This window comes from Sediminibacter sp. Hel_I_10 (genome assembly GCF_000688335.1).
In the GTDB taxonomy this organism is placed as follows: Bacteria; Bacteroidota; Bacteroidia; order Flavobacteriales; family Flavobacteriaceae; genus Psychroserpens.
In genome coordinates this window covers 242,468-260,635 of record NZ_JHZX01000001.1, presented here as the reverse complement: position 1 = coordinate 260,635, position 18,168 = coordinate 242,468, and the positions used below count along the sequence as shown (strand labels likewise).

Here is an 18,168-nt window from a genome sequence, read left to right as displayed (position 1 = left end):
ATGCATATATTTTAATAGCCACTGTTTTGGGGCTGTAAATTAGTGTTGAGAATAAGCTCAGATTCAGGCAACGGAAAATATAAATGGGTGTCATCCCAATTGGGTTTAATAGGTGATAGTACTTCAGAAGCTTTTCCAGTGCGCTTCAAATCAAAAAAGCGGTGTCCCAACTCACTAAAGAGTTCTACACGTCTTTCTTTTAAAATGGCTTCTAAAACGGCAGTTTGGCTATCAGAATTTATTGGTGCTAAAGCTGCCCTCTCCCTTATTGCGTTTAAATAATTCATAGCCTCAGGGATGTTGTTGAGCTGAGCGTTGGCTTCAGCGGTTATCAAATAGAGTTCTGCCAATCTTAAGAGAATAGAACACTCCTGTGTGTTTCCTGTAGGGAGATTAAGCTTGTATTTAAAAGGAAAATAATAAATGTCTGAGCCCTCAGAAATAGAACCTAGCCAATTTGAAAACCGAGCGTCATTAGGTTCAAAATCATTTTTAAGATAGCTGCTAATAGCAGAATTTGGAGGTGGTGCAGTAACAAAGATAAACGTTCTTCCTTCGGCTGTGTTATCTCCGGGCATGCCTGCATCGAGCTGCAATAAGGTTTCGGTGCTATTTTTTAAGAACACCGCATTTAAATCTAATTCTAAGGCATAGTTTCCACTTAAAATAACGGCTTCGGCTTCATCACGTGCCAACTCCCAATTTTGATTATACAGATACGCTCTTGCAAGCATGGCAGAAGCCGACCAAAAATTGGCCCGAAAATTCTCGCTACCATCTGGGATATTGTCAAACAAAGCCTTGGCGCTTGAAAAATCATCAATAATATGCTGGTAGACGATGGCCTCGCTTTGTCTAGAAACCGATTGATTAACGCGGTAATCGGTGGAATTGATATAAGGAATTTCCCCGAAGAGATTCACTAAATAGAAATGGATGTAACCTCTTAAAAAATAGCACTCTCCCAAAAAACGGGACCGATCTTCTTCTGAAATGCTCGTAGAATTGGCAACACCTTCATTGATGCTATTAATGGCATAGATCAAATTATAACTGGTGTCCCACCAATTTTTTACGGCACTGTCAGTGGATAGAACGGTATGGTTTGAAAACGCTTCGGCATTTGTAAATGACAAACTATAGAGCTCCAATTCATCAGCATAATGGCCCAGTAAATAAGAAGTTCCTGAAATAGAACCATCGGTAAGGGCATTGTCTCTTAATTGGCTATAAATATGGGCAAAAGCCGCATCGATGGTATTGGCATCTTCAAATACTTCGGCGCCAATTAATTGGTTGTTGGGCGGGTCTACTTCCACGAAGTCTTCGCAAGACCATGTTATAAATGAGATCACAATGGTTAAGGAGATCCATATTAAGCTTTTGGAAGCTGTTGTTTTAGATATGATTTTCATAGTAATACATTTTAAAAAGTGAGATTGGTGCCTACGGATATCACTCGCAATGGAGGCACCGTTTGATTGTTTCTTGTTTCTGGATCTAAGCCAATGTAGTTGGTAATGGTCCATAGGTTTTGACCTCTTAAGAATAGTTCGCAACCAAAATTTTTACTGAGTTGTGGGATTTGGTAAGACAGCGAAACGGTTTTAAGCCTTAAATAAGAAGCATCTGTAATGGCAGCATCACTTTGGGTGTAAGTTCTAAAGGCCTGTAAAGCTTCTGGATCGAACCCTGATGAAAAGCCTTGAGTAGCGCTTTGATCACCTGCGGTTTGCCATCTATCCAATACCTCTATGGGTTGGTTGGCCATACCCCCAGGAAGCACCCCACCACTGGACCAGAAATTGGCGCCCAATTGTTTGGTGAATTGAAATAAAATATCAAGACTTAAATTTTTATAAGTGATGTTATTACTGACACCCCCAAAGTATTTTGGATTCAGATCTCGCACCGCCTGTCTATCGTTAGGGCTGGATATGACGCCGTCCCCATCAAAATCTTCAAACTCATAGATCCCCGTTTCAGGATTGACCCCTTTAAGTTGATACACTTTTCTAATATTTATGGGCGCTCCAATAACCAATTGATTGGCATAGGTAGAGCCCTCTAGGTTAGGGAAGGCCACTAATTTGTTTTTTGGTAGGGTAAGATTAATGGAGGTAGACCATTTAAAATGCGCTGTATCTATATTGACGCTGTTAAGTGAAAATTCCCAACCCGTGTTTTCTACTGTAGCATTAAGATTGGCATTAATCGAATTAAAGCCTGTAGTGGCAGGAAGCGGAATGCCGACAAGTTGATTGGACGAACGGTTGCGATAAAAATTAGTGCCCACCACAATGCGATCCTTTAAAAATCCAAGATCTAATGAAAATTCCAATTTTTTATTGGATTCCCAACTGTAATCGGGATTGAATAATCGGGTAGGGAAGAGACCAACAGTATTTTGGTACTGAGAAGACCCAAAAGAGTAGGTGTCCAAGTATTGGTAATCGCCAATTTGATCATTGCCTGATGTACCATAACTGGCTTTAAATTTTCCAAAACTGATAAAGGGTAAAGCCTTTTTTACCAATGCTTCTTCGGAAAAAATCCATGCGGCACCAACAGCACCAAAATTAGAAAAGCGTCTATTGGTGCCAAAACGACTTGAGCCGTCACGCCTGCCTGTAAAATTAAGGATGTATCTGCTTTTATAATTAAGATTAAGACGTCCAAATACAGCTTGATAACGGTAGCGTTCATCAATATCAGCAATGGGAAAAAGGGTGGAGGCAGCAGAGAGGTTTTCAATAAAGTTATTGTTAGAAAAGCCCAAGGCAAATTGAGAGATACGACTGGTATTGCGCTCCTGAAATGTCGCCCCTGCCAGTGCCTCGATGTTTAAAACGTCCCAAGCCTTGCTCCAATGCAATTGCGGCTCTACGATCCATGAGGTTCTTTGGGAGGTATTATGTACAGCCAAGGACGATTCAGAGCCTACCCCAAAGGCAGGATCATAGATGGTTGAGGGGGTGGTGTTGAGTTCGGTAAGGTGATCTTCGGTATACCCCAAGTTGGTGACCAGTTTGAATTGACCTATCAGTTGGTAACTCAAATTGAGGTTGCTAATCAAGGTCGAGCCATTGGCATTATAACCGCCTTCAAAACGACTTAACGGATTGCTCCAGGTTGAGTTTTCCCAATTAAGACTGCCGTCATCGTTATACAAGTTAGGAGCATTGGGTGCAAGGGTGAGGGCGTTAAAGACGATAAGGCCGTCACCGGGCAAGTTGTTTTGGTTAGAGGTGTAATTGGTAGAGAATTGAAGCGATAATTTGTCGTTTTCAGATCTATGGTTTAAACTGGCCAAACCAGAGAGCTTCTGATTACTATAGTCTCCGGGAAATACGCTAGTCTGCTTATGGGTATTGGCACTTATTAAAAACCGGGTTTGCTGATTGCCTCCAGAAATAGAACCTTGAAAATTGCTAAGGGTTGCCGTTTTACCAAACAATACCTTTTGCCAATCGGTTTCTCTTGTAGCATCCCAAGTGCCATTAATGTCATAGGCATTAAAGGGGATTGGGTCTATGCCGTCATTGGCATAGGCCTCACGTCGCATGGCTAAATACTGTGGGGTGCTTAGCACATCAAGCGAATTGGAAACGGCCCCTAAACCTGATTGCAAATTCAACCGTACTTTGGTAGCGCCATATTCCCCTTTTTTTGTGGTGATCAACACCACGCCATTGGCACCCCGAGAGCCGTAGATGGCCGTGGCATCGGCATCTTTTAAAATTTCGATACGCTCAATGTCTAGTGGGTTGATGTTGTTTAAGGGACTAATCCCGCTCCCAGGAATGCTTATTGAGGCCTGTTGTTCTCCCAGACTTGAAGAGGCATAGGGGACGCCATCAATCACATATAGGGGATCATTACCATTGGTGCGGATACTGTTTTGCCCTCTGATCTTAATATCAAAACCAGCACCAGAAACTCCTGAGGTCTGTACAATCTCTACGCCTGAGACCCTGCCCTGTAGTGCTGCTAAGGGATTGGAGATGGGCTGCTGCTCAATCTCGTGTTCTCCTATCTTCACAATATTGCCTGTACTTTCGCGCTCTTTCACCGAGTAATATCCCGCATTCAAAGTCACGGCATCCAACTGTGTGACATCCTCAAGCAGTATCACGTTCATTTGGGTTTGGCCACTGATGGCGATGGTTTGGGTTTGATAACCTAATAATGAAAATTTAAGTGTGGCATCTTCAGGTGCCATTATAGTGTAAGATCCATCAAAATCTGAGGTGGTTGCGGTAGTGCTGCCTTCAACCGAAACCAGAACCCCGGGAATGGGCATGCCGTTCTCATCGGTAATAATACCGTTGATGGCCGCCTTGTCTTGTTGAACGGGCTGAGGTTCCTTCTTACTAATAGTGATGTAATGAGCCTTGGTAATGCTAATATTGAAACTGTCTTTAGGGAGACATTGCTGCAATAGTGCTTTCACCTTAATTTTTCCTTTTTTGATCGTAACATCAGGCACATCTTTAAAAATATCAGACTGATAAATAAAGGTGCATTTGGTCTGTTTGCCTATCAGCTCTAAAACCTCGTAAATGGTCATAACGCTGTCAGTGTCAATAATAACGTTCTCATTTTGAGAATACAGCGTCTTTGAAGAAAAACTAAAAACAGTGGTACAGCAGAGCAATAACAAGGTTTTTACAAGGAGTGTTGAGAGGGCCTTCCATCGAAAGAAAAGCACGGGTGTTCGTTTAATTTGCATAGATTTGCATATTAGTTGGTTTTTAAACCGATTAGTGTATAAGGGGATTTAGCTGTAAACTGTCCAGGTAGAAGCTTTATTCCCTTTCTTTTTTTTACTGAATGGTGATGGTCTTGTGGTCTATCTCATAGCTATTTATAAAGGTTGTGGTTTGTATGCCGTTCAAAATGTCTTCAATAGCTTGTGTTTTGTTAAGCAACCCGCTAAAGGTGACCTGTTCTAAAGATGGGGATTCAAAAATAATCTCCACATCATACCATCGGGATAAAACCCGCATGATCTCTTTTAATGGGGTGTCCTTAAAATGAAAATACCCTTGGGTCCAAGCAATATGGTAATCCACATTCACTGTCGTTTTGCTCACCTGTTTGGTCTCAAGCTCGATGGCCAATTGTTCCGAAGGCTTTAAGGAAATGGTCTCACCATTGGTAAGAAGATGAATATTGCCTTCCACCAAGGTGGTATAGCTGTAGCGTTCCTCTGGGTAGGCCTTAATATTAAAGGCCGTACCAACCACGGTGATCTCTTGGGCATTGGAGACTACCTTAAAACGGTCGCCATTGTGGGAACTGCTAGGGGAGACCTCAAAATACACTTCCCCGTATAAGAGTTCTACTTTTCTGGGTTCGCCACTTTTAAATGCCACTGGGTATTTGAGTTTGCTATCGGCATTTAACCACACCAGCGTGCCATCAGATAGTTCTATTTGAAACTGCCCGCCTCTAGGTACGGTCAAGTAATTAAAGGCAACCTCAGAACTCGTAGTGCTTTTAGTGTAGGTGAGGCGCTGTCCATTACTGGAGGCCACGCTGTTGTTATAGGGTTGTTGGGTATCAAGCGCAACATCCACCCCATTATCAAGACTTAAAATGGCCTTATCGGTACCTGCGGCAATGGGACTAACGCATTGGTCTAACGGCGTGGTGTTGGTAGCATTAAAAACAAGAAAACCACCTACCGACATCAATATCAGGATCAGGGCCACCAACTTGTAAATTGGCTTACGCGAGGCTGTTTTATGGGGTTGCAGTTGGGCAAGCACCTTATTCCAATCCTTTTCGGTATCTATCTGCTCAAGTTGTTTAGCATAGGCTTTTTGGTTGGTTTCAGATAAGCTTTCTATGGCATGGCGCTTGGCAGCATCACTTAAAAGCGTTGTATTGTTGAGGTCCACAGGGGGGTGTCCCTTTTTAAGAGAACGGGCTAGGTGTTTGGCAAGCGCAAAGAGGTCACGATAAGGTGTCATAAAGTACAGTATATACCTCTATAACCACAAAAGTTTAAAAGTGTCTATAAAAACCGTTTAGAAATTTAAAAACAATTGATTCAAGTGGCTGAGTAGCCCTTTCAGTTTTTGGTACGCCATGCTTTTTTGAGTTCTTACGGTGCTGGTGGTGACCGCGAGTTCTTCGGCAATTTCGGTATTGGAATAATTGTTCATGGCCAGTTGCATCACCTTGGCTGTTTTATCGGGTAGGCTGGCAATGGCTTGGTGCAATTGGGCATAGGTCTCCACCGCAAGTAGTTGCGCTTGAAAATAATCTTCAGTGTCCATGACCTCAAAATCAGCTCTTATGGCTTCTAGCTGAATTTTATAATGTTTGCTCTTTAAATGATTGAGACATTTGTTTTTTACTGCGGTATAGAGGTAGGGCTTTGCAGCTTGAGCGCTAGCAAAGGCCTTTTGCTTTTGCCAAAGGCTTATAAACACCTCTTGCACTAAATCTTTAGAGGTATCTATATCTCTAAGGTAGCTATTGGCAAATAGGCATAAGTTGGGGTAGAGGGTATCAAAAAGCGATTGAAACCCTGTGAGACTTTTGGAATGTGGTTTGCCATGGGACATTTGCCATTGGTATTAGAGGGAATTTATTGACCAGTTCCCTGTAAATTATGAGTTTCAAGCGTTTTTGCTTAAAACTACCCAATGTTTTTAGACCTGAGAAAAGACTAAAAAAATGTGCGTGAAACTCAACTTATCATGATAGGGGTACTGGTATACCGTGCAAGGATAAGAGAGCTCACGCCCGGGACGTGAGCCTTTCTACTTATCATCTCCTTGCAAAAATTACCAGTTTTCTATCAAGAGATTCAAAGCGAAGACTTCAAATATGTTCTATACGAAGGATCGCAAATATATGTATTCACTAACAAAGGTAATAATTTTTTTTGAATCGTTCGCTTTAGCGAACAGTTTTTTTTCGATTGTTCGTTTGCTTTGAAGTGATATCATACAATGGGAAGACGAGTAGAAAAGGATAAAACTAATGAATTAAATAAAGCAAACACTTTATTAAATAAGTATTTGTGTAATTTCATTAATCAAAAATTTTTGCAAACTTATAATGACCAAAATGGAAATTTAATATCTCAAAATAAGTATGCTGCGCTGTGTGGTTTATCCTCATCAACTCTCACTAAATTAAAGAACACAGAGGGTTATGATACTCCCATGACTACGATTTATAATATTTGTAGACATGAAAAATACTCTTTGAAGAAATTCTTTGCCGAATTCGAAGATAAGTACGGTATAAACATACCAGAGTGAAATAGTGGATTTTCAAAAAACAATTTGAATCTATTCGAATTTAGAATTTTCGAAATTATTGTTTTGATGCGATGCAATAGGAGCAAATTATAGACATAAGCATCACTATTTATCTTTCCGATATTGTTTTGTAAAGTCATCTTCTTCAATCCCTAAAGGGAACAGTACATAGTACCATAAGCAATTAAAATAATAGCGAATGATCCTTATCCATCTGGGGAGTTTTGTTTTGGGCATGGTTTGATACGTTTTCAGCAAGAAAATTTGCTAATCATCTAAAAGAGAGCAATATTGGCGGTGATAATTGCCTCTAATTGGATTTGAATGTTGGTTTATCCCGTGAATTTAAAGTTATAAAAACTATATTTGATGAGATATAACGAGTTGTGTGCAAGCGAAAAAAATGACCGATAAAGAATTAAAATATTACGACAGAATCAACTCGACTTTTATCGGACGAAAAATAATTGAAGTTTTTTACCAAGAGTTGGACTATGAAACGGATTCTGAATGTTGGGAACATTCGTCTGACCTTCACTCTGTCGATATGAATGTAATTTTCAGACTCGACAATAATGAATTGATTCAAATTAAATGGGACAATGAGTTCTATTGTTACGGAATCGGATTTGATAAATTGACCGAATTAAAGAAAAAGGAAGGATTTAAAACAATTTCGCTGACTGACAATCTGAACTGGAAAAAGTTGACGCAAAAAAAAATAACTGAAATAGTTGTTCTTTGGGACGAAAGTTACAGTCAAGAAGTTGAGAAAGTGAATAATAAATTTGTGGCCAAAGGTGAAAAAAAACCAATCAAACTTCCTCAAACTTGGCAAATCGAATTCGGAAATGAAAAAATATGGATTTCAGCACTTGAGATTAAAGAAAATGAAAAGGATAATTATTATTGGGCTGACCATTTGACGATAATATTCACTGATAAAGAACAAGAAAATTATAAACTGTTAAAAAACGCCAGCACACAACAAAGTACTGTGGTAAAAAACAAGTAAAATTCCATTAATTTCTCACTAGCTTACTCTTATATTCTTGATCAAATATCAAACCTGATTTAGCTATAGCAAATGCTTGTTTCAACAGCTTATTGCATACCGCTATTAGCGCAAGTTTTTTGCTCTTTCCCTTAGCGACGATTCGCTCATATAAATCACGACAAGCTTTATTGTATTGACAAGCGTTAAAACTGCACATAAATAATAAATTTCTAAGTTTCTGGTTTCCTATTTTACTTATTCGTGGCCTCCCTTTTACACTGCTTCCACTTTGCCGTATCACTGGCGTTAAACCTGCGTAACTGCATAACTCACCTGCACTTGTAAAACGATCAAATCCACCTGTTAAAACCACTAGCGTAATGGCTGTTTTAGGACCTATACCAGGTATGGTTTTTAATCGCGTTAACAAATCTTGATGAACCTCTTTTACCAAAACTAATAACTTGTCCTCTAATAGTTTTATCTCTCTCTGGAGCTGTCTTAAACTACGTTTTAAAGACGTCAACACGACCTTACTAGGATTGCCCAATACAGACTCACCATGTAATTTGTTTTTAAGCATAGTGCTCTGTTTTGTATAAACAGAAAGAGCTCTAGTGATTTGAAGACATTCTATTTCATTCTTAGAGTTGCCTTTCCAAAGCTTTAAGTCCACCTGCTCTGCATAAGAACAAATAAGTTTTGAATCGCTCTTGTCGGTCTTAATTTTTGATAAGCCCATCTGAATAAAACGTTTAACAGATAATGGATTCTCTACAGATACTTTTATACCTGATTCTAATAAATGGTACGCTAACTGATAATGATAATAACCCGTAGCTTCCATTACACAATGACTAGTGTTATTTAAGAGTTTTGTAAACTTCTCAAAGCCCAATCCATTGTTTCTAAACTGATAATAATTACCATCAGAATCTGTAACATCGAATACTAACGCACTAATGTCAATACCAAAATATTTAATATCTTTATTCATAAGAAAATGTTTTTTGAAAGGACAATCTACGCGAGTTTCAACGACTTGAAAGCGAGGTCTAAAAGCCTCATAGAACTGTACGAAATCTGTGTAGAAAAGAGAGGGGGTTTTCAATGTTGACGAGATCTAGGTCTCTGCGTGTATATTAACCTTATTCCTCTCTTTTGTCTTTTCTGTTTTATACTTAAATTTAGTGAATTGTAAACTTAAGCAGTGTATAATTAATGGCTGGTTCTCGCCTACTTACGAAAATCCTTGCAGATTTTCTCTTCGGTTTTTATTTGCTAAATTAGGTGCCTAAACACGCCACTAATCATACACCTCAACGTTATGTGCAAGCTGAAGAAACAATTTCCCAATTCAATAACACTTAAAAACATTGGGTGAATTAATAATTTTTAACTTTAACCAAAAAAGTTCGATATTACTTATTTTCTTTTTTAACGCTATTGTATTTTCTTTTTTATTGTTAAAAAAAGGCTTTAGAGAAAATCGTCGAGACAGTTATTGGTTAGGTTTGTTTATTCTGTTATGTGGAATGTATATTTGCCCATTTATGCTGGGTTATGCTGGTTGGTACTCCATAAAGAATTATAGAGAATTTCTTTTTTTTACACCATTTCAACAACTATTTCTAATTGGTCCCATAATCTTCTTCTACACGCAAAGTCTTTTGAATAAAGATTTTAAACTTTTAAAAAAACATTACATTCATTTTTTGCCAGCAATGTTATATATGTTATACAGCATAATAATATTTATTACAGACAAATGGATATTGAGTGAATTTTATTTTTATGCAGATGGCAGAGATAAGGATTTAGCATTTTGGTATCAAATGACTGGTTTAGTCTCAATGTTATTTTACCTTATCCTAAGCCTTAAGTTTTACAAAAATTACAGAAAACTGATAGTCCAAGAGGTTAGTTATGCAGATGAAGTTTTGTTGAAGTGGATAAGCCATTTTATGATAATTTTTAGTCTTTTACTTGTTTTGCGAGTTTGCTTTTTTATTCTAAACCCTGAATGGGGAGAATTCGGTAGTAAATACTGGTATTATCTCTGTTTTTCAATTTTATTTTTCTACATAGCTATAACTGGTTATTCCAACACGATAAGAGCAACAGTTGCTTTCAACGCTGGCTTGCCTCAAAAATTAAAGATGGAAGATGAAATTCACCTTTCGATTTTTGAAAGCGATGAGATTGAAGTTTCCAATATTGAAGATTGGAAAATAAAAATACAATTGCTACTCGAAGAAAAAAAAATCTATACTAATTCTAATCTAACTTTGTCCGACATTGCATTACATTTAAATACCAATCGCAATTTAATTTCAAAAATTATTAATCAAGGTTTCAATATGAATTTTAATGATTTCATAAATTTAAAACGGATTGATGCAGTTATAGAAAAAATAAAAAATGGCGATCACATAGATAATACGCTTTTGGGAATTGCACTTGATTCGGGGTTTAATTCAAAAACCACTTTTAATAGGGCTTTTAAAAAACACACTTCACTAACACCAAAGCAATTCATTTTGAAAAATAAATACTAAAAGGGTATCAAATGATCTTTTGGAGCGATTTGCTTATTTCATTGTCATTTATTTGTGCAGAAATAAATTCATATAAAGCAAAAACAAAATCTATGAAACAAAGCTTAATTTTTACGATCCTTCTTTTATCCTTTCTAGCTAACTCACAAAATTTTGATCAAGAATTGGTCAATAAACTTGACTTGCAAATTGAGCAATATGTTGAGGGTATTTCACCCGGAATGGCTGTTGGTATTGTGAAAGACGGCGAAATAGTTTATCAAAAATATATAGGCTATTCAAATCTCGAAAATCAAATAGAGATAAACGAAACAACTAGCTTCAACATCGCGTCCAATGCAAAACAGTTCACAGCTCTGTGTGTATTAAGACTTATTGAACAAGGCAAAATTAACTTGGAAGATGATTTTAGAAAGTTTTTGCCAGATTTATACACTAACATTGAGGACAAAATCACCATATCAAATCTATTAACACATACAAGCGGTATTCGGGATGTTTATGATTTATGGGCACTAAAAGGGCAAACTTGGTGGCAACTTTTTATTGATAATAGCGATGCAATTGAACTTCTGCAAACTCAAACTGATTTGAATTTTAAACCAGGAACAAAGTATTTGTATAGTAATTCAAATTATATTTTGCTCACAGAAATAATTGAAAATATAACTGATAAAACATTTAGTGAGTTTTCAAAAGCATTATTTCTAGAACTAAAAATGCCAAACACGTCTTTTCTCACAAATTATATGGAAGTTATTCCAAATAAGGCAAGACCATATGGAAATTGGGAAGGTTGGAAAGAATATCCAGTAATAACTGAAGTCAACGGTGATGGTGCATTATTTACAACATTAAATGACCAATTAAATTGGGAAAAAAGAATACAACGTGTTGATGATAATATCTTATCAAAAAAGCTTATTAACCAAAGTCAATCTCCAATAGAAAAAATTAATTTCAAGAATTATGGATATGGACTAATGTTTGGAACTTATCGAGGTTTAGATTATTCTTATCACGATGGTAGTACAGGTGCTTACAATGCAACTTTTTTAAGATTTCCTCCTCAAAATATTTCTATACTTGTAATTTCTAATAACGGAAATGTACCCACTAATTATTTAGCAAAACAATTATCAGATATCACTTTAAATCTAGAAACTGATAACACTATATATCCGGCTGTTCCAGTAAAAATTGAAAGACTAAAGGACTTGGGAAACATTGTTGGTAATTATAAAAACGATGATGGAAAAATCATTAAAATTACTGAAAAAGATGGTTCAATTTTTAGAGAAATTTACCAACGTGACCCAATAAAACTAATAAACGAAAAGAATGGCTTATTTCATTATGAAACGAACGAGGAGCTTAAAATGAACTTTACAAATATTAAAAAAGGTCAACAAAAACTAACAATTTATCTTTCATCTCAAGAACCAAATACTTATTATAAACTACCTTTTAACGATTTAGATAAAAGTGATAAAAGAATTATAAATGGGCGATACTTCAATGATGAAACTGATACAGAAATCTTGATAAAGTTTTTGGATAATAACACTTTTTTAATCACTAAAAACGGTCGAGAACGAAAAGCCGAACTGATTTTAAAAGACTATTTAAGAATGAACTCTTATGAAATTAATATCATACGAGACGCAAAAGGAAATGTAAGTGGATTGAATGTTAAAAATGGTCGAATTGAAAATGTCATATTCAATAAAACGTGAAAAAAGCCAGCACATAATACCGTATACATCTCATAGATAAGAAGTTGTTTAATGGAATTTTAGGCATATTTGCGAAGTTCGCCAAATTCTTTCATTTGGCTTATTGAAAAGAAAGGTAAAATAAGAAAATTAAAAAATTCGGCTTGTGCTTAACCGAATAGTTAACGCTAATTTGCTGCTAAGAGCTATATATAACACCGTTGTAAACAATTATGAGACGAACTTTTCTGCTAATTTTAATAATCGTGAATTTGACTAATTTTAGCTGTCAAACCGAACAAGATTTGTCGAATATTAAAGGTGTAGAAATTTACTTATTCCAATCGGAATGTTGGAACGAAAACTCATATAACGAATACAAAACGGAGACCGAACAAAAAACATTTTCAGATAAATACGAACAGACTGAAAATATACCGATAGAAAAATGTGCATATTATATCGATTTAGAGAATTGTAAAACTAAAAATGAACCACTTTTAAACAATAATGATATTGAGAGATTTGACTGGAAGTCAAGTAAAATTCATCTTTCAAAAAGCGGAATTGAAAAATTAAAGAACCAAGAAATACCATTACGTGGATTACCATTTGTTATTAAATTAAATGGAAATAATATTTACGGCGGTTGGTTTTGGAATATGTTTTCATCTTTTGGTTGTGATAGAATATTCTCATATCCAGATAAAAATGTTAAAGGAAACGAATTGGATTTAGAATTTGGATTAGGTGGATTTAAATGCGGAAAAGACCCAAGACAAAATATGGAATTGATTGAAAAAGCATTGAGAAAATAACTGTTTACAACAAAGTACTGCTGTAAAAAACAAGTAAAAACCCGTTAACTTTTCGCTATAACACTTCGATAGGTGGCATTGTAGATCAAGCCTGATTTAGTAACTGTAAATACTTGTTTAATAGTTTATTACTAAGCCAAATTTTGATTTTAATAGAAGGGCTATCAAAGTTTAACATTACTAAATTCATTAAAAAAATCACGAATACTCTTGATCCTTTCTGGGCAATATTTTCGTAAATTAGTGTGGTTTTTTAGTTTTTAAAAGCTGGATGTTTTTGAACAGTTTTTTTATAATTTGAAGTTTTTTATTCTACAATATATAAAATGTAATAATTCGATTAGTTATGAAGCCATGAGTATGTTCAAAGGTCTGTTTTCTTCAAATAAATCAGAAATCAATTTAGAGGTTCAGCTTTTTAGAGCACTATTTGAACCAAATAAACAGAAAGTAATTGATATGATAAAAAAGGGGAAAATTAACCTTAATGCATACAGAGACAATTATTCCAACACTATTCTAATCAATGCGGTAAATTGTGGATCAGAATTTCAAGGCAACAACGATCAGTTAGAACTAATCCATTATTTGCTTGATCATAAGGTCAACGTCAATTATATAAACGATAATGGATTTAATGCTTTGCATATAGCTCTTGCTAATCACAATCTCTCAAAAGTAGCTTTGCTTTTATTAAAAAAAGGAAATCCCAACGTCAATGATGTGGAACGAAAACATGGAAATAGTCCGATTTTCACAGCCATACGTGAATATGGATTAACATTAAGGGAAGAACAAAAAGAAGTAAACCAATTGCGGTTTGAGATTATAGATGAATTGTTGAATCGTGGAGCGGAATTGAATAAAAAGAATAAACACGGAATTAATGCAGGAACTTGGCTCGAGAATATTCCGAAACAGGACAAATTGCATAAGCTGATAAATGATTATGACGGAAAATAACACCGTATAAAATCAATTGATAGTGCAAGCTTACTTACGAAAATACTCGCGGATTTTCTACCTGTCTGCCGCTAGGTAGGTTTGGTCTGTATTTGCTAAATTAAGTGCTTAAAACACGCAACTAATCTTATACAATTAAGTTGTGGTGCATTTGCGAAACTATGATAAAAACGATAATATTAATTTGAATAATTCTATTTTCAAGTTGCAAAACTGAAAATAAGAAACTTGAAAAATTCACATCCGAAATACCTCAAGTGAATGACCAATTCCAGACTTTTATTGACCAATTTCCTGAAATTAAATTACCAATAAAAATTAAAGGTTACGAAGATGATTTTCAACCATTAACTGAACTGAAAAAAGAAATAAGCTCGCCTTATGAAAAGGAGGCTTATTATGTTTTTTGAAAGATTCCAACAAATGGAACTTATGTTGCGACAATTACTCTTGGAGCAACAGATTGTTTTTTGCCAATATTGACAACCTATAAATTAAACGGAGAAAGAATTGACTCAAAAACTATTGCAGTAGGTGGTTGCGGACAAGGACCTTGTTTTGAATGCGAGGAACTTATGGAAATTGATAAAGAATTAAATATTTATACTGCTAATAAATTAAAATACTACGATTGTGATGAAGATTACAACGAAATAAAGGGAACTGAAAAAACAGAAACAATTTTTAAAAGTGGTAAACTTACAGAGAAAGGAATTATCGAATTGACTGCTGAACTGAAAAAATAAAAAAAAACACCACAACAAAGTACTGTTGTAAAAACAGAAAAAAAAATATTAGTTTTTTACTAAAACACTTCTATATTTTTCATAGTAAATCAAACTTGAATTAGTAAGAAACCAAAGCACTTATAACAGCTGCAAATACCAATGATCTATTTTGTATACTGTTTTATCAAGAGATCGGGGAGTATCGTTTTGTTTATTAATGGTTGGATGTTGGTTTACCTGAGATTTTTACTTGTAAACTGTAATATTTGGTTAGATACAACGAGTTGTACACAATATCCAAACCGACCGCAATCTAAACATCAAAATTCACCGGAATTGACCTTTTTAAGAAATATTCTGCAATAAAAGTTTTAAGAAAAGTCAGAAATAACATACCGCAAGAGTATAAAATTTTCCAACTGCATTTGCTCTACTTAAAAATTATATACACTTGCAGATTTTCACTTTCAATTGAACATTCTTTAGCAGTTAGCCTAAAATGCTTGTCCAATTCCTATGTAAAACAATTTATCCTCTTTTGAAATACCATAATCAAAAGAAATGATAGTGGATTGATTCCAAGCAATTCTTGCACCCAAACCATAAGAATATCTTATTTTATCAAAACTTAAATCTTGCCAACGATTTCTAACTGTTCCTGCATCAATAAATGGTGCTACTCCAAAAGCAAAATTTTGTTTTAGAAATTTAGTTTCGACGATTCTGTATCGTAATTCTACATTTGTAAACCAAAGTGAACGAGATAAAAATCTGTTTGCTCTATAACCACGTAAAGATTGTTTACCACCAAGTGCATTGATACTTCCTTCCGGACTCCATTGGTCTTGAAACTCAAAAAATGGTGCGTTTGAACCAAAAATATGTCCTATTCCAACCCGACCTGCTAAAACCGTCCTTTTTCCAAAAGGTAACTTTTTATAAGCACGTCCTTGAACAAAAAGTTTATTGAAATCAAATTCCGAACCTATGTATTTACTTGAATATTCGTTTGCAATTTCAAAATAATAACCTTTTGTTGGGTCTGGTTCAAAATCTCTTGTATCATAGATTAAAGCTGTTTGAAAAATGGAAACCCAACCACCGTCTAAACCTGAAATATTTCCTTGGTCAAAGTCTCTTTGCAATAATGAAAATCCGTTAGGTGCATTTGTTTCTTCTCCAGTAACTGGATTAACTGCTTCGGCCTCTTCTCCTTCAAAAGTTTTATATTGTAAATTTTGAATTTCATAACCACCCATTATTCGCCATTTTCCGTTTCCTATTGCATAATCTGCTTTCAGATTTAACATAAATTCGGTTTCTCTAAATCTATTTGACAAAGCATCTGTCACAAAATCTGCTTCTCCACCTTCTCCTGGTCGCAAAGTTTTTCTTGCGTTATCGTATTCATCATAAGTAGCAAATGTTGTATTCGGGTCTGATGGTAGACTTAAATTACCAAGTGTAGCTTCTGTTAAACCAAAATATAAGTTGGCTGGATTTTGTTGTGCTTTAAAATCAATTTTAAATCTCCAACGTGTTCCTTTATAATATGGGACATCTAACGACAATATTAATTCTCTCGCATTTGAAGTATAATAGGCTGCATTTGCTTTTAATTTTGCCAAATACGGTGTGTATGCAAATAATGGATTTGTTCGTCCTCCATTCCAATAGACATTACTTCTAACTCCAAAACCGAAACCTGTAATTGGGTCTGAAGAAAAATCTGGAATTCCTGTTATAAATGTCCCTTCTCTTTTTTTAGAAAGGTCTTCATCGGACATTTTTCTTGATTTAATAAACGATAGCGAATCTTTTACTTGCGCATTAACTGCATAATTTGAAATAGTTAAAATCAAACAAATAAATAATTTTTTTGATATTTTCTGGAACTCCATTTTTTGATCTTTTCCAGCAAAGAAAGGAAGTATTGAATTAAGTATTAAAAAAGAAGAGTCCAAAACAATCTATCTATACAAATTGGCCAATTCACGTAAGCGTTTTCTTAAATTGAGTAGGTGTTAAACCTTTAAATTTCTTGAATATAGCATTGAAAGAAGATTTAGAATTGAAACCTACATCTGTTGCAATTGCCAATAGTGTAAAATGATTATTCCGGTCGTTTTTTAACCTCTTTACAAATTCTTCAACTCTGTACTGATTTATAAAATCCTGAAAATTGATATCCATATGCTCATTTAAAACTTCCGAAATATATTGACGCTGTATATTGAGTTTTTCCGAAACATCGTGAATAGATAATTTTCCATTGAGATATAATTTATCGGTTTCCATTGCATTGATTAAATCGGATTTATATTGTTCAATTTGTTTTATGTTGAGATTAGAGTTTTTGTACTTACGTATTTCGTTTTTAGGCAATATTTCCTTGTCATTATTAAATAATTTAAAAGCAACAAAATAAAACAGAAAGGCAACAACCAATAAGAGATAAGAATTGAAATTTTGGTCGTTATAAAACGGTAATTCTGACAATCCTATTATTTTAAGAATGTCATTTATAAATGAAAACACAAATAAAATAACAATCGGAATGGCAAAATAAGTAAACCAAATTTTCCTTTTATCTGTAACAACTGAATTTAATATTAATAATAAGTAAGCCACAAAAGTTAATTCAGCAAACACTTCAAAAATTTCAACAAACAAATTCTCTTTGACCAATTGTATTTCAATTACTTCAAGGATTAAATAAAAAATATTGGGCAGAAAAAACAGATAATCGAAAGAAGAGAATTTTTCCTTTCCACTTTTGTAATACCTAAAAAACAAGAAAAGAAATGTTACAAAAAGTGTATTATCGAAAAGAAACCAATCTGTATTTTCTACAAACAGATTATTTTTATCATCACACAAAATGTAAAACAAAACAGATAATAAACTACCGAATAACAACCAAAAAGTAGTCTTTTTGTAGTCTTTGCGATTGACAAACAAAACTGAAAGGACAAAAAGGCCTTGAAGTAAAGCGATTGTTTGGATTGTTTTAAGCATTGATTTTATTTAACATTTGGTAAGTTAGAAAAATTTGTGCTTTTATTGCCATTCCATACGTTTTTACACCATCTACTTGAGCCAACGT

Annotated in this window: 14 protein-coding genes; 7 read left to right on the top strand and 7 right to left on the bottom strand. The window is 35.0% G+C overall.

Going from position 1 to position 18,168, the window contains the following annotated elements; translation table 11 throughout:
* Nucleotides 1-11: 11 nt before the first annotated feature.
* The 4 genes from P176_RS0101180 to P176_RS18770 form a co-directional block, all read right to left on the bottom strand.
* Nucleotides 12-1,415, bottom strand: a complete 1,404-nt coding sequence (locus tag P176_RS0101180; RefSeq protein WP_026752980.1) for a RagB/SusD family nutrient uptake outer membrane protein — start codon at nt 1,413-1,415, stop codon at nt 12-14.
* 11 nt (nt 1,416-1,426) lie between these two features.
* Nucleotides 1,427-4,732 (bottom strand): SusC/RagA family TonB-linked outer membrane protein, encoded by a 3,306-nt coding sequence (locus tag P176_RS0101175; RefSeq protein ID WP_026752979.1) that lies wholly within the window; start codon nt 4,730-4,732, stop codon nt 1,427-1,429.
* A 94-nt stretch (nt 4,733-4,826) separates the two neighbouring features.
* Complete coding sequence (locus P176_RS18775; RefSeq protein WP_051605359.1) at nt 4,827-5,978, bottom strand: FecR family protein; 1,152 nt, start codon at nt 5,976-5,978, stop codon at nt 4,827-4,829.
* Between the two features lie 57 nt (nt 5,979-6,035).
* Complete coding sequence (locus P176_RS18770; RefSeq protein ID WP_051605357.1) at nt 6,036-6,578, bottom strand: RNA polymerase sigma-70 factor; 543 nt, start codon at nt 6,576-6,578, stop codon at nt 6,036-6,038.
* 390 nt (nt 6,579-6,968) lie between these two features.
* On the opposite strand from P176_RS18770, the gene P176_RS0101160 reads away from it, so the two are divergent.
* Nucleotides 6,969-7,283 (top strand): hypothetical protein, encoded by a 315-nt coding sequence (locus tag P176_RS0101160; protein WP_026752978.1) that lies wholly within the window; start codon nt 6,969-6,971, stop codon nt 7,281-7,283.
* A 403-nt stretch (nt 7,284-7,686) separates the two neighbouring features.
* Nucleotides 7,687-8,298, top strand: a complete 612-nt coding sequence (locus tag P176_RS0101155) for a hypothetical protein (protein ID WP_037348610.1) — start codon at nt 7,687-7,689, stop codon at nt 8,296-8,298.
* A 7-nt stretch (nt 8,299-8,305) separates the two neighbouring features.
* Here the strand turns inward: P176_RS0101155 and P176_RS0101150 are convergent, their stop codons facing one another.
* Nucleotides 8,306-9,277 carry an IS110 family transposase gene (locus P176_RS0101150; RefSeq protein ID WP_026752976.1) on the bottom strand — a complete coding sequence of 324 codons (972 nt, stop codon included), beginning with the start codon at nt 9,275-9,277 and terminating at the stop codon, nt 8,306-8,308.
* A 379-nt stretch (nt 9,278-9,656) separates the two neighbouring features.
* Here P176_RS0101150 and P176_RS0101145 point away from each other — a divergent pair, with 379 nt between their 5' ends.
* The 5 genes from P176_RS0101145 to P176_RS0101120 all read left to right on the top strand — a co-directional run bounded on the left by P176_RS0101145 (nt 9,657) and on the right by P176_RS0101120 (nt 15,080).
* Nucleotides 9,657-10,838, top strand: coding sequence for an AraC family transcriptional regulator (locus tag P176_RS0101145; protein ID WP_231481147.1), 1,182 nt, complete (start codon nt 9,657-9,659; stop codon nt 10,836-10,838).
* A 92-nt stretch (nt 10,839-10,930) separates the two neighbouring features.
* Nucleotides 10,931-12,574: a serine hydrolase gene (locus P176_RS0101140; RefSeq protein WP_197022125.1), complete on the top strand. Its 1,644-nt coding sequence runs from the start codon at nt 10,931-10,933 to the stop codon at nt 12,572-12,574.
* Between the two features lie 284 nt (nt 12,575-12,858).
* Complete coding sequence (locus tag P176_RS0101135) at nt 12,859-13,371, top strand: hypothetical protein (RefSeq protein ID WP_156032936.1); 513 nt, start codon at nt 12,859-12,861, stop codon at nt 13,369-13,371.
* A 354-nt stretch (nt 13,372-13,725) separates the two neighbouring features.
* Nucleotides 13,726-14,334 carry an ankyrin repeat domain-containing protein gene (locus tag P176_RS0101130; protein ID WP_156032935.1) on the top strand — a complete coding sequence of 203 codons (609 nt, stop codon included), beginning with the start codon at nt 13,726-13,728 and terminating at the stop codon, nt 14,332-14,334.
* Nucleotides 14,335-14,804: 470 nt separating this feature from the next.
* Nucleotides 14,805-15,080: a hypothetical protein gene (locus P176_RS0101120; protein ID WP_197022124.1), complete on the top strand. Its 276-nt coding sequence runs from the start codon at nt 14,805-14,807 to the stop codon at nt 15,078-15,080.
* Nucleotides 15,081-15,556: 476 nt separating this feature from the next.
* Here the strand turns inward: P176_RS0101120 and P176_RS0101115 are convergent, their stop codons facing one another.
* Both P176_RS0101115 and P176_RS0101110 read right to left on the bottom strand, forming a co-directional pair.
* Entirely contained in the window at nt 15,557-16,963 is a 1,407-nt protein-coding gene (locus tag P176_RS0101115; RefSeq protein ID WP_026752970.1) for a BamA/TamA family outer membrane protein, read from the bottom strand.
* Between the two features lie 91 nt (nt 16,964-17,054).
* On the bottom strand, nt 17,055-18,080 hold the full coding sequence (locus P176_RS0101110) for an AraC family transcriptional regulator (RefSeq protein WP_026752969.1): 1,026 nt from the start codon (nt 18,078-18,080) through the stop codon (nt 17,055-17,057).
* Nucleotides 18,081-18,168: the final 88 nt, after the last annotated feature.

Coding starts and splice junctions, on each gene's coding strand:
- P176_RS0101180 (WP_026752980.1), bottom strand. CDS start 1,415: ATGAAAATCATATCTAAAACAACAGCTTCCAAAAGCTTAATATGGATC.
- P176_RS0101175 (WP_026752979.1), bottom strand. CDS start 4,732: ATGCAAATTAAACGAACACCCGTGCTTTTCTTTCGATGGAAGGCCCTC.
- P176_RS18775 (WP_051605359.1), bottom strand. CDS start 5,978: ATGACACCTTATCGTGACCTCTTTGCGCTTGCCAAACACCTAGCCCGT.
- P176_RS18770 (WP_051605357.1), bottom strand. CDS start 6,578: ATGTCCCATGGCAAACCACATTCCAAAAGTCTCACAGGGTTTCAATCG.
- P176_RS0101160 (WP_026752978.1), top strand. CDS start 6,969: ATGGGAAGACGAGTAGAAAAGGATAAAACTAATGAATTAAATAAAGCA.
- P176_RS0101155 (WP_037348610.1), top strand. CDS start 7,687: ATGACCGATAAAGAATTAAAATATTACGACAGAATCAACTCGACTTTT.
- P176_RS0101150 (WP_026752976.1), bottom strand. CDS start 9,277: ATGAATAAAGATATTAAATATTTTGGTATTGACATTAGTGCGTTAGTA.
- P176_RS0101140 (WP_197022125.1), top strand. CDS start 10,931: ATGAAACAAAGCTTAATTTTTACGATCCTTCTTTTATCCTTTCTAGCT.
- P176_RS0101130 (WP_156032935.1), top strand. CDS start 13,726: ATGAGTATGTTCAAAGGTCTGTTTTCTTCAAATAAATCAGAAATCAAT.
- P176_RS0101115 (WP_026752970.1), bottom strand. CDS start 16,963: ATGGAGTTCCAGAAAATATCAAAAAAATTATTTATTTGTTTGATTTTA.
- P176_RS0101110 (WP_026752969.1), bottom strand. CDS start 18,080: ATGCTTAAAACAATCCAAACAATCGCTTTACTTCAAGGCCTTTTTGTC.